The organism is Pseudarthrobacter sp. NPDC055928 (genome assembly GCF_042270935.1).
In the GTDB taxonomy this organism is placed as follows: domain Bacteria; phylum Actinomycetota; class Actinomycetes; order Actinomycetales; family Micrococcaceae; genus Arthrobacter.
In genome coordinates this window covers 271,438-291,669 of record NZ_JBHJZH010000004.1, presented here as the reverse complement: position 1 = coordinate 291,669, position 20,232 = coordinate 271,438, and the positions used below count along the sequence as shown (strand labels likewise).

Below are 20,232 nucleotides of genomic sequence, written 5' to 3'. Positions count from 1 at the left end.
ACACCATGAACACAGAGACACCCTGGCCTGGCCGCGTCCTGGTCACCGGAGGGGCCTCCGGACTGGGGGCCGCCGTCGTCGACGCCGTCCTGAAGGCGGGCGGAACCCCGGTGGTCCTTGACCGGGACATCAGCACTGTCTCCGCAGTGAAAGCCTTCGAAGTTGACGTCGCAGACCGCCTGGCCGTGGAGCAGGCCGTGCGGGAGGCCGCGGAGTCCCTGGGCGGCCTCGAAGCAGTGGTCACGGCCGCGGGCATCGACCGTTGCGGCAAGCTGGCGGACGTCGACGCCGACGAATGGGAGAAGGTGATCGGCGTCAATTTGCTGGGCACAGTCTCTGTTGTCCGCGCCGCGCTGCCCTACCTGATGGAATCGCGGGGAAGGGTGGTCACCGTGGCCTCCACGTTGGGAAAACGCGCGGTGGCCGACGCCACGGCCTACTGCGCCTCCAAGTTCGGCGTGGTGGGCTTCAGCCACGCGCTCGCCGCTGAAACCGGCGGCCGGATCGGTGTCACCACCATGATCCCCGGCGGCATGAACACGCACTTCTTTGATGACCGGACCGAGCAGTACAAACCACAGGACGATTCCCGGCTCAACAGCCCGGCCAACGTGGCCCAAGCCATCCTGTTTGTGCTCTCCCAACCGCAGGGCTGCGAGGTGCGGGAGATGCTGATCTGCCACGCCGAGGAGGGCTCCTGGCCCTAAGTTCCCAAGAGGCTGCGAACGTCCTGGTAAACCTCGGCCGGCCCGATACCCGCCACGAGGCACTCGTCATGCGGGCAGCGCGGCGCTGTCCAGCCCACCTGCGTCACGTCTGCCGCGCACACGGGGCAGTGCGTTGTCCAGGAGAGTTGGAGCCGGTGCCGGCCGCGGCCCAGGGGAGCGGACGTGAGGGCGTTCCCCGCCCAGTAGATCCCCACTGTGGCTGTACCGAGCGCCTGCGCCAGGTGCCGCGGTCCGCTGTCATTGGCCAGCACCACATCGGCGCGGGCCAGCAGCGCGGCCAACTCACCAAGCCCCAGCTTCCCTGCCACGGAGGACACGGAAACCGCAGACGCTGCGGTGCCTGAACCGGTTCCGGCGGAAGGCCCGACGGCGGCACTCACCACTGCTTCCGCCAGCCCGGTTTCGTTCCGGTCGCCCACCACCAGGACCCGGCAGCCGTCGTCGGACGCTGCCCGGGCAACCGCCCCGAAACTGGACACCGGCCAGCGGCGGCGGGGATCGCTGGCGCCCGGATGGATCACCAGTACGGGAGTACCGGCGGCTGGCAACGCCGCGCCGAGGGTGTCAGGCAGCGGAGTCACGAACCTCTCCTGCGGCGCAAGCTGTGCCTCAAGGGCCGCTGGTGCAGCGCCTGCCAGGCCGGCAACTTCCAGGGCCCGCATTGGCTCGTGCTGGTAGTAGGTGTACGGCAGGGTCCGTTCGAGGGGGACCGCATCCGGCGTCGCGGACCCCACCGTGTGCCGGGCCTGCAGCCGCAACAGGAACGGGTTGGAAAACCGTCCCCCGCCATGCAACTGAACCGCCAGGTCGAACTTCCGGGCGCGGGCGTCGAGGAAAAACCGGTCGACGGCGGACGCATCCTCGGTGCCGGGCCGCACTCCTTCGGCGAAGGGCAGCACCATGACATCGTCCACCGCGCTCTGGACTTCGGCGAGCAGGGATTCGTGCAGCGGGGTCCCGAGGAGCGTCACGGTGCAGCCCGGGTACGCCTTCTTCAACGCGGTGACGGCAGGAAGGGCAAACATCAGGTCCCCCAGGCCGCCCCCACGCAGTACGGCGACCCGCGAGACCCCGGGGAATTTGCCTAGCACCGGCCCGACGCCCCTGGCGGTCTCATCCATGCTGCCCTCCTTCTGTGCCTGTACCTATGCCTGTACCTATGCCTGTGCCTGCGCCTTCGCGTGCTGCCACCTTACGGACGCCTGGCCCAGCTGGCTAGGGGCGCAATTCTGCCCTGATTCCACCGTGTAAACATCCGCCCCCGGGGTACGGGACTCCAAGGAGAAGTACGTACGGAGGAGTTCCATGCATACGACCGCCACACCCACAACCACCCCTGACCTGACCCTTGACGGCTCCGGACTGGCTATCAGCGATCCGCGCACCGGGGAGTTCCTGTGGTCCGTCCCTGAGGCCGGGCCCGAAGCGGTGAGTCACGCCGTCGAGGTGGCCAGGAGCGCCGCCGGGCCGTGGGCCGGCGTCGCCCCGGCGGAGCGGGGTGCCGCGCTCCGTGCCGCTGCCCGGGCACTCGAGGCCGCCGCGCAGGAACTGGCGGGCCTCAACAGCAGTGAAACCGGACGCCCGCTCGAAGAAGCCCTGGCCGGGATAGCCGCCGGAGTCTCAACCCTGGAGCAATACGCCGAGCTGGGCCCGGTGCACCGCGGACACAGCCTGCTGGGCAGCCGGACCGCCTCGGACTACACGGTGGCCGAGCCCCGCGGCGTAGCCGTTCTCCTCACCCCCTGGAACGATCCCGTAGCGGTAGCGTGCGGCCTGATTGGCGCAGCCCTGGTCACCGGCAACACTGTGGTGCACAAGCCGAGCGAGCGTTGCCCCCGCCTCGGTGAAGCCCTCGGGGAAGTGCTGGCGCCGGCCTTTCCGCCGGGCGTCCTGCTGACTGTGTCCGGCGGGGCGGGGGTGGGAGAAGCCCTGACCCGGGCCGCCGTCGACGTCATTGCCCACGTGGGTTCCACTGCATCCGGGGAGCGGATCGCCCACGCGGCCGTCCAGTCCGGAGCCCACGTCCTCCGGGAAAACGGCGGGAACGATCCACTGCTCGTGGACCGGGACGTTGATCCGGCGTGGGCGGCCGAGCAGGCGGCCATCGGCGCCTTCAGCAACAGCGGACAGATCTGCACATCGGTGGAACGGATCTACGTCCATGAGGCCATCGCGTCCGAATTCTGCGCTGCGCTGGAAGCCGAAGCGGCGCTCCGCAACAGCAACAGGACCGTGGCTCCATTGGTGGATACCAGGCTGCGTGGCACCGTCCACGCCCAGGTGTCCGAGGCACTGGAGCAGGGAGCGCACGCCGTGGAAGGCGGATCAATTCCGGACGGGCCCGGTGCCTTTTACCCGGCGACTGTCCTGCTCGGCTGCACCGACAGCATGCAGGTGATGACGGAGGAAACCTTTGGCCCTGTGGCTGCCGTCCAGGTGGTCCCCAGTTTCGACGAAGGGCTGCGGCTCGCGGGCAGCGGCCGTTATGGGCTGGCCGCCACGGTTCTGACCGGGAGTATCGCCCATGTCCAGCAGGCCATTGCCGCCCTTCCGGTGGGCACCGTGAAGATCAACGAGGTGTTTGGCGGGGCGCCGGGTGGTTCGGCCCAGCCCCGGGGCGCCAGCGGCGAGGGTTTTGGCTACGGCCCCGAGCTGCTCGATGAGTTCACCCGGGTGAAAGTGGTGCATGTGGCGGCTCCACCTTCGTTCGCCCTCCAACTGCCCGACGAACCGCTGCCGGAGCCCGTGCCGGCCGAGCCGGTACTGGTGGAACGGGCCCTGCGGGAACGGGCGCCATCTGTAGAGGACCAGCGATGAGCCCGTTGCACGCCGACGCCGACGACCTCTCCAGCCAGCGGGGACTCTCCGAATGGCTGCCCCGCCGCCTTGCCGCCGAACGGCCGGCCATCACGGTGATCGGCGACGTGATGCTGGACGGCTGGTGGAGCGGAACCATCGAGCGGCTCTGCCGGGAGGCACCGGCCCCGGTGGTGGACGTGGCCACCCGCGACTTCGTCCCGGGCGGTGCAGCCAACACCGCCATGAACCTCGCGGCGCTCGGGGCCAGGGTGTCGGTGGCCGGCATCATCGGAACGGACGACGCCGGGACAACGCTTCGGAGGAAGCTTCAGGATGCCGGGATTGACGTCCGGAATCTCCACACGCATCCGGACATGGTCACCACCACGAAGATCCGGATCAGCAGCGGCGGCCAGGTGATGCTGCGGATCGACGACTCAGCCAAAACCGTCCCGGCCGATGCGCTGGCGGCGCTCGCCGCATCGGTGCGTGCCGCCGTCGGGCACCAGGACGCGGTGATGGTGTGCGATTACGGGACGGGTGTCCTGGCCGGCCCGGTCCGCGAGGCCCTCATTGAGGCGCTGGGCGGGCCCGGACACCACGGCGGGCCTGCGGAACCGAACGGCGCGCATGGAGGCGGCCTGCGAACGGCGGATCCCCGGCCTTTGACGGTGGTGGATGCGCACGATCCCCGTCCCTGGGCACCGTTGCGGCCGGACCTCGCCACGCCCAATGCCCAGGAAGCCAGCCGCCTGCTAGGCGTGCGCCTGCCGGAAGGCTCGGATCGTGTGGCCTCCGTGGCCCGGCACCGCGATGCCTTGTGTGCTGCCACCGGGGCGCGTGCGGTGGTGGTGACGCTGGACCGGGACGGAACGGTACTGTTCCCGGCCGATGGCGGGACTCACCGGACCTGGGCCAGACCCGCTGCGGAGAAGCAGGCCTCCGGGGCCGGAGACACGTTTGTTGCGGCGCTGACCTTGGCCCACTCGGCAGGCCTTCCGCTGACGGCAAGCCTGGACCTGGCCCAGGCCGCGGCGGACGTGGTGGTGCACCAGCCGGGCACGTCGGTGTGCAGCACCGCCCAACTGGGCCGGTACCTGGCAAGCTTCGCGGACACGGCCCTCAGCATCGACGAACTCGCCCTGGAGCTGGAGGCGCACCGGTCCCAGGGCCAGCGGATCGTGCTGACCAACGGCTGCTTCGACGTGCTGCACAAGGGCCACACGCGCTACCTGAACCAGGCCAAACAGCTGGGCGACATCCTGGTGGTGGCCCTGAACAGCGATGCCTCAGTGCGCAGGCTCAAAGGACCGGACCGTCCCATCAACACCGAGGCGGACAGGGCTGCAGTCATTGCCGCGCTCAGTTGCGTGGACTATGTCACGGTCTTTGACACCCCCACGGCCAGCCCGCTGATCCGGCGGCTCAAGCCCGAGGTGTACGCCAAGGGCGGTGACTATACGCCGGACATGCTGGAGGAGGCCAGTGCGGTGGAAGAGTGCGGCGGTCGGGTGGCCATCCTGGATTACGTGGCCGAACGTTCCACCACGGCCGTGGTCAGACGCATCAGGGCAGGCGAGGGAGCCAGGCAAGTCCAGTAGGGACGCCGCTCCTGCGTGCCAGTCAACTAATGTTGAGCCATGACTGAAGCGGCACACGGATAATGGCGAAACGCGGCAAGTCAGGCGTCCGGAACAGCCAGCGTTCGGCAGCGGGAGTCATCGAGGTGCCCAAGGGTACCCGGCCGGAGGGCCCAGTCGAGGGCGTCTACTACATCGATACCGGCGACTGCGAGCTCATCGCGGACCAGGACAACTCCAACGGCTGGCTGCTGAAAATCAACGGCGTCATGAGTTCCCACATCGACCTCGCCGATCCGCTCTTCCTCGATTTTGAGTACATGCGCTGGATGGCGGCCCTGATTGAATCGCGCTGGCCACCAGCGTCCAGGAAGGGCGGGCCGAAGGACAACGGGCCGCACCGGCTGAGTGGACTGCACCTGGGCGGCGGGGCCTGTTCCCTGGCCCGCTACTTCCACGCGGCCTACCCGGATGCGCGCCAGGTGGTGGTGGAGCTCGACGGCAAATTGGCGGAGTACGTCCGCGGCTGGTTCGACCTCCCCAAGGCCCCGCTGCTCCGGATCAGGGTCGGAGAGGCCCGCGAGGTCACCGAGACGCTGACGCCGGACACCCGCGACTTCATCATCCGTGACGTTTTTGCGGGTGCGCTGACGCCCCGGCCGCTCACCACCGCCGAGTTCAACGAGCACATCAAGCGGGTCCTTGCCCCGGGCGGTATCTACGTGGTCAACTCCGGCGATGCCCCGGACCTCAAGAACGCGCGGGAGGACGCCGCCACCATCGCGGCCGCCTTCGAGCACACGCTCATCATCGCCGATCCCGCCATGCTCAAGGGCCGCCGCTACGGAAACATGGTGATGGCCGGCAGCGACACTCCGCTCGACGGCGACCCCAAGCTGGCCCGCCGGCTCCTGGGCGGAGCGGTCCCGGCGCACATCTGGAACGACGCCCAGGTGCGCGCCTTCGCCGCCGGGTCACCGGTGCGCCACGACCCGGTTTCCCCATCGATTGCTCCGTAAGCGCCCTTTTGAGCGCCCAAAACGGCGTTTACGGAGCACTCGATGGGGTTTTGCCCCGGCCCAGCAGTTTTTCCCGGTGCGCTGCCGTCTGGTCCCGCAGTGCCTGGACAACAGCGGCCACGGCAGGGCGGCGCATCGAGTCAGGCCGCAGCACCATCCAGTAGGGAAGAAGTTCGGCGAAATCCCCGGGGAGCAGCCGGATTAGGTCCTCGTGCAGGTCACCCATAAAGCAGGGCAGGAACCCGATGCCCGCACCGGCCCGCGTTGCCTCTACGTGGACAAAAACGTTGGTTGACGTCAGCCCGTCCCGCATCGCCGGAACCAGCCGGCGCGGTGCATCGAGGTCATCGACCTGCAGCATCGAATCCACGAAATAGACCAGCGGGTGTTCCGTCAGTTCCGCCACGCTGGCAGGCGTCCCGTTCTCCTCGAGGTAGGCGCGCGAGGCGTACATCCCCAGCATGTAGTCACCCAGCCGGACGGCTTCGGCGCGGTGGACCTGCGGTTCGCCCACCACCACTTCGATGTCCAAGCCCGAACGCTGCTGCAGCGCCCGCCGGGTCATGGTCACCACTTCAACGGTCAGCCCCGGGTGGTCGCGGCGCAGCCGGGCAACGGCCGGGGCCGCGATGTAGGCACTGAAGCCGTCAGTCGCCGTCATGCGTACGACGCCGGCAATGGGGTCCGGTGCCTTCCCTGACGGTCCCAGCGCACTCACCGCAGCCTCCACTTGTTCGGCGACGCGGACGGCCTCGGTCCCGAGCTCCGTCAGTTCCCAGCCGCCGGCCGCACGGGCCAGCACCCGGCCGCCCAGTGCCTTCTCGAGCGCTGCTATCCTGCGCGAAACAGTGGTGTGGTTCAGGCCCAGGGCCTGTGCCGCCGTCGTAAATTTAGCGGACCGGGAGACTGCGAGCAGGACCAGCAGGTCATCGGGATTGGTGTTCATATCTGCAATTGTGCACATGGTTGGTGCCGGATTGGTCATTGTAGGTGCATGTTTGTGCAGTAATACTCAGTGGAGCCATTAGTGCTGGAGATCACAGCACGTGTCAGAGTGGACACTAAGGAGAAACCCCATGAGCGTAGAACAGCGCTCGGCAGATAATGCCGCCGGATCCGCCCCCAAGGGTTCCGGACTGAAAAAGATTGTTGCCGCCTCAATGGTGGGCACGGTGGTGGAGTGGTACGAGTTCTTCCTCTACGCCACCGCCGCAACCCTGGTGTTTGGGAAGTACTTCTTCCCGGCCACGGGAAACGAGTTGGACGGCATCATCCAGGCCTTCCTCACCTACGCGGTGGGCTTTGTGGCCCGCCCCCTCGGTGGCATCGTTTTCGGCCAGATCGGCGACAAGCTGGGCCGCAAGCCCACGCTGCAGCTGACCATCATCATCGTCGGTGTTGCCACCTTCCTGATGGGCTGCCTCCCGGGCTTCGCCGACATCGGCTACCTGGCCCCGGCGCTGCTGGTTGCCCTCCGCTTTATCCAGGGCTTCGCCCTCGGTGGCGAATGGGGCGGCGCGGTGCTCCTGGTTGCCGAACACAGCCCCAACGCCTCCCGCGGTTTCTGGTCCAGCTGGCCCCAGGCCGCAGTTCCGGTGGGCAACCTGCTGGCCACGCTGGTGCTGTTCATCATGTCCACGGCCCTCAGTCCTGAGGCGTTCCTGGGCTGGGGCTGGCGCGTGGCGTTCTGGCTCTCCGCAGTGATCGTCTTCGTCGGCTACTACATCCGCACGCACGTCACCGAAGCCCCCATCTTCCTGGAGGCCAAGGCGCTGGTGGAAAAGGAGCAGGCCGTCAGCTACGGCGTCTTCGAGGTGGTCCGCAAGTACCCCAAAGGCATCCTGCAGGCCATGGGACTGCGCTTCGCGGAGAACATCATGTACTACCTGGTGGTCAGCTTCGCGATCGTCTACCTCAAGAGCGTGCACAAATACGACACCTCCTCGCTCCTGCTGGCACTCCTGATCGCCCACGTCATCCACTTCCTGGTCATCCCGCAGGTAGGCCGGCTCGTGGACAGGCTGGGACGCAAGCCCGTCTACCTCATCGGCGCCATCTCCGGCGCGGCGTGGCCGTTCTTCGCCTTCCCCATGTTCGACACCCGCAATGCAGTGGTGATCGTTCTGGCCGTGACCATCGGGTTGTGCCTGCACGCGTTTATGTACGCTGGCCAGCCCGCCATCATGGCAGAGCTCTTCCCCACCCGGATGCGCTACTCGGGCGTCTCCCTGGGCTCGCAGGTCACCTCCATCTTCGCCGGTTCGCTGGCCCCGCTCCTGGCTACCCAGTGGCTCAAGGACACCGGCTCCTGGGTGCCCACCGCCATCTACCTCGTGGTGGCCTGCGCCATCACCACGGTGGCGGTGCTGAGCCTGAAGGAAACCAAGGGCATCGCACTGGAGGAAGTGGACAAGGCCGACGCCGCCCGCGAAGGACTCCTGCCAGCCGGCTCACGCTGAGCTGCTTGAGCCGTTGGACCGTTTGTCGGGTAAGCACACGATGGGAACAGTAATGGAACGCGATTTGAACGGGCGCAAGGCGCTGGTCACCGGCGGTGCCAGCGGAATCGGTGCCGCGTGCGTCCGGGAGCTTGCTGCCCGCGGGGCGAAGGTGGTGGTTGCCGACGTCGACTCCGCCGGCGCCGCCGCGCTCGCCGACGAAGTGGGCGGCACCTCCTGGGCCGTTGACCTGCTGGACGTGGACACGCTCGCCACCCTGAGCCTGGACTGCGACATCCTGGTGAACAACGCCGGGATCCAGCGGATCAGCCCCATCGAGGAGTTTGATCCCGCGGAGTTCCGCAAGATCATCTCCCTCATGCTGGAAGCACCCTTCCTGCTGATCCGGGCCGCCCTGCCGCACATGTATGCCAACGGGTTCGGCCGCATCATCAACGTGTCCTCCGTCCACGGAATCCGTGCTTCCCCGTTCAAGAGCGCGTACGTTTCCGCCAAGCACGGCCTGGAAGGGCTGAGCAAGGTGACGGCGCTTGAGGGCGGGGAACACGGAGTCACGTCCAACTGCATCAACCCGGGCTACGTGCGGACTGCGTTGGTCGAGAAACAGATCGCGGACCAGGCACAGGTGCACGGTATTCCTGAGTCCGAGGTCCTGGCCAGGGTGATGCTCACAGAGTCCGCCGTCAAACGGCTCGTGGAGCCGGAGGAGGTAGCGTCCCTGGTGGCCTGGCTGGCCTCGGACCATGCCGGTATGGTTACCGGCGCCAGCTACACGATGGACGGAGGCTGGTCCGCGCGCTAAGGGGCTTCCGGGAGTTCGCGAGATGACAGCTAATCCCCATCGGACTCCAGATCATGGGGATTAGCTGTCATGTCGGCGCAGGGTCGGATCGACATCCGCCACCTGGGGCGCTAGTCCAGGCGCCTTAGGTGGCGGTGGTCGTAGAAGAACACCCCCGCAGCGGTGCCGAGTTCCACGGAGGAGCCGCGGAGGGACATCACAATCCCTTCATGCCTGCCGTTGAACGGATCGTCTCCCACCACGGCATCCCCCACGCGATAGGGGCACCGCGGAACGAGTGTCACCCGGACACGATCCCAGGCGCCGGCGCTGAGGGAGGAAAATCTTACGGGCCTGCCCATGCTGGCAAGGTCCTGGACATGTGCTTTCACCATGCGAACCACTCCTTGAGTGCGGCGTGCGGCCGCCCACCGGTGCGGGTGCCGGAACGCCCCAGCAGAGGACGGCCCTCTTGTCCCGGCTGGCACCCTACGCATACGTTAGGCGCTATTCACACCAGTCACACCAGTAACATGTACTCGTTTTGGTGCAGGACCGGTACTTAGGGATTTTCCAGTCAGCGTTGTCCTTTGAGGATCTCGTCCGCGTTGTCGTAGGCCCAGGTGACGAGGGGGACCAGCAGGGCAGTCAGTTCGTAGCCCCGGTCCGTCAGGCTGTAATCAACACGCGGCGGAATCACCGGCCTCGCTTTCCGCAGCACCAGGCCGTCACGTTCGAGCGTCTTGAGGGTCTGCGCCAGCATCTTCTCGCTGATGCCCTCGGCCCGGCGCCTGAGCTCGCTCCAGCGCTGCTCACCTTCTGAGAGTGCCGCCAGGATGAGCACACCCCATTTGCTGGTGATGTGGTCCAGGACCGTCCGGCTGGGGCAACCGGCCTGGAACACGCCGTCGGCGAAGTCCGTGCGTAGTTCAGCAAACTGCGGGGCAGGCACACTGATCGCTTCCATAGCCATATCTTACCAAAAAGTCAGTACCTTACCTGAAAGTGCGTACTCTCTTTCAGGAAGTAATCCGGTCCGTGGCTGGTTGTGGAGGGTGACCCCCTAAAAATCGGTGAAAGGAAACACCCCATGAGCATCGTCATCACAGGAGCAACAGGACAGCTTGGCCGCCACGTTATCGAGGCTTTGCTGCAGCGCAACGTTCCGGCGGCGGAGATCGTTGCCACCGGCCGCTCCATCGAAAAGTTGGCTGACTTCCAGGCCCGTGGCGTGCAGGTCAAGCCGATGGACTATTCAGATCCCTCGTCCGTGGCCCAGGCACTGAAAGGCGCCAGCAAAGTCCTCCTAATTTCCGGCAGCGAGGTAGGCAAGCGCGTGGATCAGCACCGCACTGTGATTGAGGCGTCCAAGGCCGAGGGTGTCGAGCTGGTCGCATACACCAGCATCGCTAATGCTGACACCACGGGCATGAAACTGGCTGCTGAGCATCAGGCAACAGAAGCGATCCTCAAGGACTCCGGAGTCCCCTTCGCCATCCTCCGCAACAGCTGGTACCTCGAAAACTACACCGACCAGCTGCCGGGCACGCTTGCCCAGGGCGCACTTGCCGGGAGCGCCGGCGAAGGCAAGGTCAGTGCTGCGTCGCGCGCTGACTACGCCGAGGCCGCAGCCGCAGTCCTGGTTGCCGACGATCAAGCCGGCAAGGTCTATGAGCTTGGCGGGGACCACGCCTTCACGCTCTCCGAGTTGGCGCAGGAAATCAGTGCAGCGGCCAACAAGCCCGTGGCGTACCAGGATCTTCCGGTGGAGGACTATGCCGGACTGCTGGTCGGGTTCGGGATACCGGAGCACTTTGCCGACGTCCTGGCGGACTCGGACCTGGGCATCGCCCGCGGCGACCTCCTGGTCAGCGGCTCCGACCTCCGCACGCTGATCGGCCGGCCCACGACGCCCATGCCCGTTGCGGTGCGCTCTGCGGTCGCTGCCGCCTGAGTAGGACAGCCTGCCAAGACGCTCTCCCACTTCCTGCAGGTTTTTGGACCAACCCTCTCCCACATGACGTGGGAGAGGGTTGGCGGCGGTTAGGTCTTACTGCCCGTCAGCGCCAGCGTTCCACCAAGGCCGATCATCATGACCCCGCCTGCGGCGCTGAGCGTGGAGATTCGTTTCGGCGAACGGCCGAACCATCGCCGGGCGGTGCCGGCGGCCAGGGCCCAAATGCTGTCGCAGACGAGCGCTATCACCAGGAAAACCGCGCCCAAAGACGCAAGCTGCAGCGGAATGTTTCCGGCCGCGTAGTCAACGAATTGCGGCAGCACCGCTACGAAAAACACGATCGACTTTGGGTTGGTGGCACCCACCAGGAAGCCCTCTCGCAGCATGCGCCAGGTGGACGACGGCGGCACGGGGCCAGCCGCCGTCGCGCGTCCGCCGCGGTGCCGGATCGCCTGAATGCCGAGATATGCCAGATAGGCCGCCCCGGCGAATTTGATGATCGTGAACAGCACCACCGACTGCGCCAGAACTAGCCCCACTCCCATGGCAACAGCGATGATCTGTGGCACCATGCCCAGGGCGTTGCCCAGCACACTCAAGAGCCCGCCTTTGCGCCCGAGGGCGAGGGACCGGCCGATGACAAACAGCACGCTGGGGCCGGGGATGGCGATGAGGACCAGCGAAGCCAGGGCAAACGCCAGGAGACTAGTGAACGGAACCATGCCTGATGATAGCCCTGGCCCCGGCCGAGGGTCGATGCCTAGCGGTGGGCGGAAACCGCGGTGGTGACCACCGGCAGCGGTGAGGTTTCGTCCACGAGGTCGGCCCGGCGTCGTCCGTTCCCCTTAACCCACAGCCGGTAGGCGAGGACCAGCATGCCCAGCCACGCGGCTCCCACGTACAGTGCGACGCGGGTGTCCTCGAAGGCGCCCAGGACGGCGATGACCAGTGCCATGAACGCGATGGTCAGGACAGAGGCCGCGGGCCACCACGGGGACGGGAATTCCGACGCCGGCAGGCCCTTCCGGGCGATCTCCCGTTTCATGGCCACGTGGGAAGCGAGGATCATGACCCACACCCAGACGGTGGCGAACGTGGCGATCGATGCGATCAGGATAAAGACGTCTTCGGGAATCACGGCGTTCAGCACGACGCCCACCTGGAGGATGCCGGCCATCATCACCACGGTCATCCACGGGACACCATGGCGGGAGACCTTGCCGAATACGGCCGGCGCGTGGCCTTGGTTGGAGAGGCCGAACAGGATGCGGCCCGCTCCGAAGATGTCGCTGTTGATGGCGGACAGGGCTGCCGTGATGACCACGGCGTTCAGGATATGGGGCGCCGCAGGGATGCCGAGGCCGCTGAAGATCTGGACAAACGGGCTGCCGTTGCTGCCGATCTCGTTCCAGGGGAAGAGGCTCATCAGGACGCCGAGGGTCAGGACATAGAAGAGCAGTACGCGGACCGGTACGGTGTTCACCGCTTTGGGGATGACCCTCTTGGGATCGGCGGCCTCCCCGGCGGTGATGCCGAGCGTCTCGATCCCACCGAAGGCGAACATCACGACGGCGAACGAGGCCAACAGCCCCTCGAAGCCGTGGGGGAACAACCCTCCGTGCTCCACGAGGTTGCCCAGTCCGGGCGCCACGGTTGAACCGCCCGCCTGGAAGCCGAAGGCGATGATGGCGGCGCCGCCGGCGATCATGGCGATGATGGCGACCACTTTGATCAATGAGAACCAGAATTCCAGCTCACCGAAGACCTTGACGCTGAGCAGGTTCAGCGCAGCCAGGAAGCAGATGATCGCCAGGATCCAGATCCAGCGGTCCACTTGGGGAAACCAGAAGCCCATGTAGATGCTGAAGGCCGTCACGTCTGCGATGGCCACAATCGCCATCTCAAAGACGTAGGTCCAGCCGGTGACAAATCCTGCCAATGGGCCGAGGTAGCGGCTGGCGTATTGGCCAAAGGAGCCCGAGACGGGGTGCCGGACTGCCATTTCGCCCAGGGCCCGCATCACCATAAATACCGCGGCACCGCCGATGATGTACGCGAGCAGGACCGCCGGGCCCGCCTTCTGGATTGCCGAGGCGGAGCCATAGAACAGGCCGGTGCCAATCGCAGAACCGAGCGCCATAAAGCGGATATGGCGGACGTTCAATCCCCGGTTCAGAACACTTGCGACAGCGGCGCCCGGCACACCCTTCCCGGGTGGGCTTGGCTCTTGCGCGCCTGCGTCGTGCCTGGCTGTTTGTTTCGGGACGGCTGATTGCTGCATAACAAGTACCTTCTCGTCATTGGGAGGGGATCGCTAACCAGCAGACCATCCTGGCGCCCGGAGTGATGAGCCTCACGGGAGCTTGGTGTCTTTCATCTCAGACTGAGCCGGACGGGTGTTGGATTCGTCAACCACTGAGTCTAGAACCCTTGACATGGTGTCTGGTTTTCTTTACATTCGGAATGTCAGGTTTGTTTTACATTCTTTGGGAACGGCGGAAACGGAATGTCCTTCGAAGAGAAGAGCGCGTGGATCATGGGGGTGGTGGCCGTGGGTTCCTACGGCGCTTACCTGGCCATCGTCCTTGGCCTGGCCGGGACCATGCCACTTGTTGATGTTCCGTATGTCGCGCCGCTGCTGTGGACCGTCGGCGCCTCCATTGCAGTGTCCATCGCCCTGCACGCCTTGATGGGCATTTTTTCGCCCAGGGACGCCGGGAAGAAGGACCAGCGCGACCGCGAAATCTACCGCTTCGGCGAGTACATCGGCCAGTCGTTTGTGGTCATCGGGGGAGTGGCAGCACTGCTGATGGCCATGACGGAGACGGACCACTTCTGGATCGCGAACGTCATCTACCTGACGTTTGTCCTGTCGGCGATCTTGGGTTCCATTGCAAAGATTGTTGCCTACCGCAGGGGGTTCCAGCCGTGGTGAAACCAACGCGGGTAACCAACTCAATCCGCCGGCTGCGGTTCGAACGGGGCGAGATGACCCAGGCGGAGCTCGCCGAGCGCGTGGGCGTCACCCGCCAGACAGTCATCGCCATCGAGCAAGGCCGTTATTCGCCGTCGTTGGAGATGGCCTTCCAGATTGCCCACGTGCTCAGCGTGCCGCTCGAGGACGTTTTCCAGTACCCGCACCGTGAAGGAGACGCATCGTGAAAGCTATTGTGCAGGACGTTTATGGAAGTGCGGACGTGCTTCAGCTCAGGGACATCCCGACGCCGGCGCCTGCCGAAGGAGAGGTGCTCATCCGGGTCCGCGCCGCCGGCGTCGACCAGGGGGTCTGGCACCTCATGACCGGGATGCCGTACCTGGTCCGGCTTTTCGGCTTCGGGTTGAAAAAGCCCAAGGTGCCGGTCCGCGGGCGGGAAGTTGCCGGCGTCGTGGAGGCAGTGGGGGCGGGTGTGACCCGGTTTCAGCCCGGCGATGAAGTGTTCGGCACCTGTGAGGGGTCTTTCGCGGAATTTGTCTGCGCCAAAGAGAAGCTTGTGGCGCGCAAACCCGCGAACCTGACCTTCGAAGAGACAGCGGCCGCCCCCATTTCTGCCGTGACAGCCCTGCAGGCCGTCCGCGACGCCGGTCGGGTCGCTCCTGGACAGAAGGTGCTGGTCATCGGGGCAGGCGGGGGAGTGGGGTCCTTCGCCGTCCAGTTGGCCAAGGCGTTCGGCGCTGAGGTCACCGGCGTCTGCAGCACCGGCAAGATGGATTTGGTCCGGTCGCTTGGAGCTAGCCATGTCATCGACTACACACGCGACGACTTTTCCCGTGCCGGCGTGCTGTACGACGTCATTGTCGATACCGCCGGCAACCGGCCCCTCTCTGTTTCGCGGAAGGCGCTCGCTCCAAAGGGAACACTCGTGATTGTAGGAGGCGAAGGCGGCGGGAACCTGACCGGCGGATTTGAACGCTCCCTCGGTGCGCCGTTCGCCTCGCTGTTCTCCGGGCAGAAGTTCAAGGGACTGGTCTCAACGGAAAAATATCAGGACCTTGAGGCCCTGACTTCCATGATCGAGGCTGGCAGCGTGAAGCCCGCCATCGAGAAGGTCTATCCCCTTGCGGAAGCTCCGGCGGCCGTCGCCTCCCTGCACGAGGGGCGGGTGCGCGGCAAGGTCGTGGTCCGTATTTGAAACGACTGCCGGCTGCACGCCCCTACCCGGATCGCGGGGTCAGGCATCGCTCCGGGCTGCCCCTTCCTGGGTCCTCCCGGAGGCTTCCCGCGCGGCGGCCTCTATGGCGGCACGGTGGGTGGCCCAGTCCTCGGTGCTTCGCGAGGTGAGGTTGGGATCACCGGGACGCTGGCCGGCGGTCCTGTCGATGAGTTCGCGCAGGATGTCGGCGTGGCCCAGATGCTGGGACGTTTCAGCCAGCATGTGGACAAGGATCTGGTGCAGTGTGACGTCGCGCCGCTCCTCCGGCCACCATGGAACAACTCCGGGGGAGTCCAGCGGCAGCGCCTCGATGGTCGCGTCGGTGTGCGCCGCGGCGAACAGATGCAGACCGACAATGTCTTCACGGCTTTCGTCGGCTGTGGCCCAGAGGTCTGCATCGGGGCTCGCGTCGTCGTCGAACCATGGGAGATGCCGCCCGCTGGGACGGCCGAAGACCTCACCAAAGTAGCCAAGCTCCATACTCGCCACGTGCTTGACCAGGCCCAGCAGGTTGGTGCCAGTGGGCGTGAGCGGCCGGCGGACATCGTAGCCACCCAAGCCCTCCAGCTTGCCCGGGAGGTTCTCCCGCCTGACACGAAGATAGTGGTGGAGTGTCTCTTTTTCGTCCATAGCGGGCACTCTACCCAACCGGCGGAGCGTCAGCCGTCAAGGTAGAACCTGGGGCCGAGAGTCGTTCCCGCAGCCAGTGAATGACGGCTTCGCCCTGCTGCTGCTGGAAAGACCGGAGGCTAGGTAGGCCTGGCGGAGGCGGTTGCCGGGCGGCATCGGTGAAGTAGCCAGCAAGGCCAGCCAGGAAGCCGTCGACGTTGGCCGCGTTGGCAGTCGTGAAGACGCTGTGGGAATGCAGGAACGCGTCGGTATCGAAGGCAGGATCGAAGACGCGAACGTTAATGAGAACCGTGAGGGCATCCACCCACGGCGCACCGATGGCAGCCCACGGCCAGTCCACCAGGACGGCTCCGTTGGTGGCCGTGATGATGATGTTGTCAGCACGGACGTCGGTGTGGGCCAGCGATGCACCGGCCACATCTTTCAGGCCCTGCTCCGCCAGATCCTCCAGCGTGTCCAGGTTCTGGAGGATCCAAGGAGCGCAGTCCTCTGGCGGATTGCGCCGGATGCGGGTCCACCCTCCAAACGGATCCGCGAGTTCCGTTTGAAGAGGGGGCAACCGGGTGAGTTTCGGCGGGAGCGGTGTCCCGGCTATCGCCAGCAGGGCGTCAAGGACCAGGTGAACCTCGACGGCGTTCCACGGCGTGTGGGGATGCCTGCCTTCCACATCGCTGAGCACCAGCGCGACCCATTCGCCGTCGTCATAGGTGCCGATCAGGGTCGGCGCTGGAAGCCCGGCGGGAAGTGCGGCTGCAACGGCCGCCTCCTTCCGATGGATTCCGGGCGAGTGCTCGTTCAGTTGCGGACTGACGGCTTTAACGAAGGCGCGCCGGCCGGCGGCGGTGAGGACCCGGTCCGCAGTGCCGGGAGAAAAGCCTCCCCGCTGGCCCATTGCCTCAACAACGGGGGAGCCGAGAACCCGTTCGATGCCGGCGCGCACGTGGCCGGGAAGCTCGGCCCAGCCGATCCTGGGACTCCACTCAGGCTGCACGGGAATGGCCACCTTCGCCGGGCGTCCACACAAAAGGCGTGGTGGTGGGGATTGCCCGGAATCCCAGGCGTCGAAGGACCGGCTCGCTGGCGGCGGAGGCATCCACCTGCAGGAAGGCGGTAAGGATGTCGGCGGTTGAGACCATACGCTTCAGCCTAGGGTCTTTGTCCGCACACAGGGCACTTCCCGCGGCATCTGTCTGGCATCCCGGACAGATGCCTTGCCTTCATTGCCTTCCAGGGGCCAGCTAAGGGCGCAAGCTTAAGTACGGGATCCCGGACATGCCTGAAGGATCCCGCAAGAAATACGGAGGATACGGTGGCGGTAAGCATGGAAGCAAGGGCGCAGAGCGGGCGCGAGCCAAAGGCGACTTCCAAGGTCCCCGCTGCCGAGAACACACTGCGCATCCTCAAACTGCTGGCTTCAAAGCGTGGCCCCATGGCGGCGTCGAGCATTGCCACATCCCTCGGATTGCCGCGTTCGAGCGTCTACCACCTTCTGGGGGTGATGGAGGCCAACGGCTTTGTCCTCCACCTCCACGAGGAACAGCGCTACGGATTGGGCATCAGTGCTTTCGAGCTGAGTTCGGCCTACTCTCGGCAGGAACCGCTCTCCCGCTTGGGCCGGCCGCTGCTGGCGTCGCTGGTGGACGTGATCGGCGAAAGTGCCCACCTGGCCGTCCTTCATGGGCGTGACGTGCTCTACATCGTGGAAGAGCGGGCCAAAAACCGCCCGTCGCTGGTGACCGACGTCGGCGTCCGGCTCCCCAGCCACCTCACCGCCAGCGGACGCGCTATCCTCGCGGCATTGCCGAAGTCGCAGGTCCGCGCGCTGTACCCGAACGCTGCGGCTTTCACCGCCCGGCATGAGGTGGAGGGCGCCATCATGAAGTACTCGGCGCTTTCCTCCCACCTGGACCAGGTTCGGCAGCGCGGCTATGCCACCGAACACGGGGAGGTAACGCCCGGTTTCGGCTCGATTGCTGCCGCCGTCACGGATCACGTGGGATGGCCGACGGCGGCAGTAGCCGTTACGTTCCTCGAAGACAAACTGCCGGCGGACCAATGGCCGGCCCTCGCGGCCCGGGTCCAGAAAGTAGCCGACGAGCTTTCGGTCCGAATCCACGGCCGCCCCGCCAAGTAGAACCGGTCCCGACTTTTCCCTACCCGCCTCCGCACAAAATAAGTAGCAGCAGATGTCGTTATGAGCGCTCAAAACGACATCTGCTGCTACTCAGTTGGGGGTGAAGGGGTGCGTCTGGAATCCCGGACAGTACCCCTTCGAAGGCCCTGTCAGGGCTCGCCGGGAGGGGCTTTAGTAGATATAGAACCTCTTCCAAGAACCGCGACCCCAACACTCGCCCAGAACACGAAGGAGCCCCTCATGGCACCCGCCGATTTCACTACCGGTGCCCGCCCGGTTAAAGCAGCCCGCGGCACTGAGCTGACCGCTAAGAGCTGGCAGACGGAAGCTCCGCTGCGGATGCTGATGAACAACCTGGACCCGGAGGTGGCCGAACGCCCTGATGATCTGGTGGTTTATGGCGGCACGGGACGGGCTGTCCGGTCTTGGGCTGCGTTCGATGCGATCACCCGGACGCTGGAGACCATGGAGAAGGACGAGACCCTGCTGGTGCAGTCCGGCAAGCCGGTGGGGGTGTTCCGGACGAACGAGTGGGCGCCGCGGGTGCTGTTGGCGAACTCCAACCTCGTGGGTGATTGGGCGAACTGGCCTGAGTTCCGCCGGCTCGAGGCCGAAGGCCTGATGATGTACGGGCAGATGACGGCCGGGTCCTGGATCTACATCGGTACCCAGGGCATCCTGCAGGGCACTTTTGAGACGTTCGCCGCGATTGCGCGGAAGCTGACCGGGGATGAGAACGGCACCCTTGCCGGGACGTTGACGCTGACCGGCGGGTGTGGGGGCATGGGCGGGGCGCAGCCGCTGGCGGTGACCCTGAACGATGGTGCCTGCCTGATTGTCGACGTCGACGAGACCCGGCTGCGCCGCCGGGCGGGCAAGCGTTACCTCGATGAGGTGGAAACCGATCTCGATGCCGCCATCGCCAAGGTCCTGAAGGCCAAGGAAGAGGGCCGCGGCTGGTCGGTGGGCTATGTGGGCAACGCTGCCGAGGTCTTCCCGGAGATCCTGCGCCGCCACACCGCCGGTGAACTCACCGTTGATATCGTCACGGACCAGACCAGTGCCCATGATCCGCTGTCTTACCTTCCGGAGGGTATTTCGGTGGAGGAATGGCAGCGTGAAGCGGAGGCTGATCCGGAGGGGTTCACCAAGAAGGCCCAGGCCTCGATGGCCCGGCATGTCCAGGCGATGGTGGAGTTCCAGGACGCCGGCGCCGAGGTGTTCGATTACGGCAATTCCATCCGCGATGAGGCACGCAAGGGCGGCTACGCCCGGGCGTTCGAGTTCCCCGGCTTCGTTCCGGCCTACATCCGGCCGCTGTTCTGCGAGGGCCTGGGCCCGTTCCGCTGGGTGGCGCTGTCCGGGGATCCGGAAGATATCCGCGTCACCGATGAGGCCATCAAGGAACTGTTCCCGGAGAACAAGCACCTGCACCGCTGGATCGACGCCGCCGCCGAGCGCGTCGAGTTCGAAGGCCTGCCCGCCCGGATCTGCTGGCTCGGGTACGGAGAGCGTGCCAAGGCCGGCCTGCTGTTCAACCAGCTGGTCAAGGAAGGCAAGGTCAAGGCACCCATCGTGATCGGCCGCGACCACCTGGACTCGGGCTCTGTCGCCTCCCCGTACCGGGAAACCGAGGCCATGGCTGACGGCTCCGACGCGATCGCGGACTGGCCCCTGCTCAACGCCCTGCTCAACACCGCCTCCGGCGCGACCTGGGTGTCCCTGCACCACGGCGGCGGTGTCGGCATCGGCCGCTCCATCCACGCCGGCCAGGTCTCCGTGGCCGACGGCACGGACCTTGCCGCCCAGAAACTCGAACGCCTCCTCACCAACGACCCCGGCATGGGCGTCATCCGCCACGCCGACGCCGGCTACGACCGCGCCCTCGACGTCGCCAAAGAACGCGGCGTGCGCATCCCCATGAACGAGACAAACTAACCAGGCCTCAACCCCCATCGGTTGCTCCGTAACCGCCCTTAAGGACTCTCAAAAGG

21 protein-coding genes are annotated in these 20,232 nt (G+C 65.9%); 12 read left to right on the top strand and 9 right to left on the bottom strand.

Annotated elements, in window-relative coordinates; genetic code table 11:
• The first annotated feature begins 5 nt into the window (after window positions 1–5).
• The gene (locus ACFC25_RS08185) at window positions 6–707 is read left to right on the top strand and encodes an SDR family NAD(P)-dependent oxidoreductase (protein ID WP_337352714.1); all 702 of its coding nucleotides are present in this window, start codon (window positions 6–8) and stop codon (window positions 705–707) included.
• Here the strand turns inward: ACFC25_RS08185 and ACFC25_RS08180 are convergent.
• On the bottom strand, window positions 704–1,849 hold the full coding sequence (locus ACFC25_RS08180) for a glycosyltransferase family 9 protein (RefSeq protein WP_376044719.1): 1,146 nt from the start codon (window positions 1,847–1,849) through the stop codon (window positions 704–706). The two genes, ACFC25_RS08185 and ACFC25_RS08180, sit on opposite strands and share 4 nt — an antisense overlap.
• Before the next feature lie 184 nt (window positions 1,850–2,033).
• Here ACFC25_RS08180 and ACFC25_RS08175 point away from each other — a divergent pair, with 184 nt between their 5' ends.
• The 3 genes from ACFC25_RS08175 to ACFC25_RS08165 all read left to right on the top strand — a co-directional run bounded on the left by ACFC25_RS08175 (window position 2,034) and on the right by ACFC25_RS08165 (window position 6,126).
• Entirely contained in the window at window positions 2,034–3,545 is a 1,512-nt protein-coding gene (locus ACFC25_RS08175; protein WP_376044718.1) for an aldehyde dehydrogenase family protein, read from the top strand.
• Window positions 3,542–5,128: a D-glycero-beta-D-manno-heptose 1-phosphate adenylyltransferase gene (gene rfaE2, locus ACFC25_RS08170; RefSeq protein ID WP_376044717.1), complete on the top strand. Its 1,587-nt coding sequence runs from the start codon at window positions 3,542–3,544 to the stop codon at window positions 5,126–5,128. The genes ACFC25_RS08175 and rfaE2 overlap by 4 nt, the downstream gene beginning before the upstream one ends.
• Before the next feature lie 62 nt (window positions 5,129–5,190).
• A complete protein-coding gene (locus ACFC25_RS08165; protein ID WP_376044716.1) occupies window positions 5,191–6,126 on the top strand; it encodes a spermidine synthase in 936 nt (311 codons plus the stop codon).
• A 28-nt stretch (window positions 6,127–6,154) separates the two neighbouring features.
• Here the strand turns inward: ACFC25_RS08165 and ACFC25_RS08160 are convergent, their stop codons facing one another.
• Complete coding sequence (locus ACFC25_RS08160; RefSeq protein ID WP_337352719.1) at window positions 6,155–7,072, bottom strand: LysR family transcriptional regulator; 918 nt, start codon at window positions 7,070–7,072, stop codon at window positions 6,155–6,157.
• A 130-nt stretch (window positions 7,073–7,202) separates the two neighbouring features.
• Between ACFC25_RS08160 and ACFC25_RS08155 the strand changes: the two genes are divergently transcribed.
• Together ACFC25_RS08155 and ACFC25_RS08150 are read left to right on the top strand one after the other, a co-directional pair.
• The gene (locus ACFC25_RS08155; protein ID WP_337349080.1) at window positions 7,203–8,585 is read left to right on the top strand and encodes an MFS transporter; all 1,383 of its coding nucleotides are present in this window, start codon (window positions 7,203–7,205) and stop codon (window positions 8,583–8,585) included.
• A 52-nt stretch (window positions 8,586–8,637) separates the two neighbouring features.
• Window positions 8,638–9,387, top strand: a complete 750-nt coding sequence (locus tag ACFC25_RS08150; RefSeq protein WP_337349079.1) for a 3-hydroxybutyrate dehydrogenase — start codon at window positions 8,638–8,640, stop codon at window positions 9,385–9,387.
• A gap of 110 nt (window positions 9,388–9,497) precedes the next feature.
• Here the strand turns inward: ACFC25_RS08150 and ACFC25_RS08145 are convergent, their stop codons facing one another.
• Window positions 9,498–9,761 carry a hypothetical protein gene (locus ACFC25_RS08145; protein ID WP_337349078.1) on the bottom strand — a complete coding sequence of 88 codons (264 nt, stop codon included), beginning with the start codon at window positions 9,759–9,761 and terminating at the stop codon, window positions 9,498–9,500.
• A gap of 182 nt (window positions 9,762–9,943) precedes the next feature.
• Window positions 9,944–10,333: a winged helix-turn-helix transcriptional regulator gene (locus ACFC25_RS08140; protein WP_376044715.1), complete on the bottom strand. Its 390-nt coding sequence runs from the start codon at window positions 10,331–10,333 to the stop codon at window positions 9,944–9,946.
• A gap of 123 nt (window positions 10,334–10,456) precedes the next feature.
• Between ACFC25_RS08140 and ACFC25_RS08135 the strand changes: the two genes are divergently transcribed.
• Complete coding sequence (locus tag ACFC25_RS08135; protein ID WP_337352720.1) at window positions 10,457–11,320, top strand: SDR family oxidoreductase; 864 nt, start codon at window positions 10,457–10,459, stop codon at window positions 11,318–11,320.
• Window positions 11,321–11,409: 89 nt separating this feature from the next.
• Here ACFC25_RS08135 and ACFC25_RS08130 read toward each other — a convergent pair whose 3' ends face one another.
• Window positions 11,410–12,045 (bottom strand): LysE family translocator, encoded by a 636-nt coding sequence (locus ACFC25_RS08130; protein WP_376044714.1) that lies wholly within the window; start codon window positions 12,043–12,045, stop codon window positions 11,410–11,412.
• Window positions 12,046–12,083: 38 nt separating this feature from the next.
• Complete coding sequence (locus tag ACFC25_RS08125; RefSeq protein WP_376044713.1) at window positions 12,084–13,604, bottom strand: amino acid permease; 1,521 nt, start codon at window positions 13,602–13,604, stop codon at window positions 12,084–12,086.
• 225 nt (window positions 13,605–13,829) lie between these two features.
• Between ACFC25_RS08125 and ACFC25_RS08120 the strand changes: the two genes are divergently transcribed.
• From ACFC25_RS08120 to ACFC25_RS08110, 3 genes are read left to right on the top strand one after another with little or no spacing between them, the layout of a single operon-like run.
• Window positions 13,830–14,258 (top strand): hypothetical protein, encoded by a 429-nt coding sequence (locus ACFC25_RS08120; protein WP_337349073.1) that lies wholly within the window; start codon window positions 13,830–13,832, stop codon window positions 14,256–14,258.
• Complete coding sequence (locus ACFC25_RS08115) at window positions 14,252–14,485, top strand: helix-turn-helix transcriptional regulator (RefSeq protein ID WP_337349072.1); 234 nt, start codon at window positions 14,252–14,254, stop codon at window positions 14,483–14,485. Before ACFC25_RS08120 ends, ACFC25_RS08115 begins: the two co-directional genes overlap by 7 nt.
• Window positions 14,482–15,453 (top strand): NAD(P)-dependent alcohol dehydrogenase, encoded by a 972-nt coding sequence (locus ACFC25_RS08110; RefSeq protein ID WP_376044712.1) that lies wholly within the window; start codon window positions 14,482–14,484, stop codon window positions 15,451–15,453. Before ACFC25_RS08115 ends, ACFC25_RS08110 begins: the two co-directional genes overlap by 4 nt.
• A 39-nt stretch (window positions 15,454–15,492) precedes the next feature.
• Here ACFC25_RS08110 and ACFC25_RS08105 read toward each other — a convergent pair whose 3' ends face one another.
• The 3 genes from ACFC25_RS08105 to ACFC25_RS08095 are packed head-to-tail and all read right to left on the bottom strand — an operon-like array spanning window position 15,493 to window position 17,240.
• A complete protein-coding gene (locus tag ACFC25_RS08105) occupies window positions 15,493–16,104 on the bottom strand; it encodes a DinB family protein (RefSeq protein ID WP_376044711.1) in 612 nt (203 codons plus the stop codon).
• 10 nt (window positions 16,105–16,114) lie between these two features.
• A complete protein-coding gene (locus ACFC25_RS08100; protein WP_376044710.1) occupies window positions 16,115–17,095 on the bottom strand; it encodes a phosphotransferase family protein in 981 nt (326 codons plus the stop codon).
• The gene (locus tag ACFC25_RS08095) at window positions 17,085–17,240 is read right to left on the bottom strand and encodes a hypothetical protein (protein ID WP_376044709.1); all 156 of its coding nucleotides are present in this window, start codon (window positions 17,238–17,240) and stop codon (window positions 17,085–17,087) included. The genes ACFC25_RS08100 and ACFC25_RS08095 overlap by 11 nt, the downstream gene beginning before the upstream one ends.
• A 185-nt stretch (window positions 17,241–17,425) precedes the next feature.
• Between ACFC25_RS08095 and ACFC25_RS08090 the strand changes: the two genes are divergently transcribed.
• The gene (locus tag ACFC25_RS08090; protein WP_376044740.1) at window positions 17,426–18,238 is read left to right on the top strand and encodes an IclR family transcriptional regulator; all 813 of its coding nucleotides are present in this window, start codon (window positions 17,426–17,428) and stop codon (window positions 18,236–18,238) included.
• 240 nt (window positions 18,239–18,478) lie between these two features.
• On the top strand, window positions 18,479–20,176 hold the full coding sequence (gene hutU, locus ACFC25_RS08085) for a urocanate hydratase (RefSeq protein WP_376044708.1): 1,698 nt from the start codon (window positions 18,479–18,481) through the stop codon (window positions 20,174–20,176).
• Window positions 20,177–20,232 lie beyond the last annotated feature (56 nt).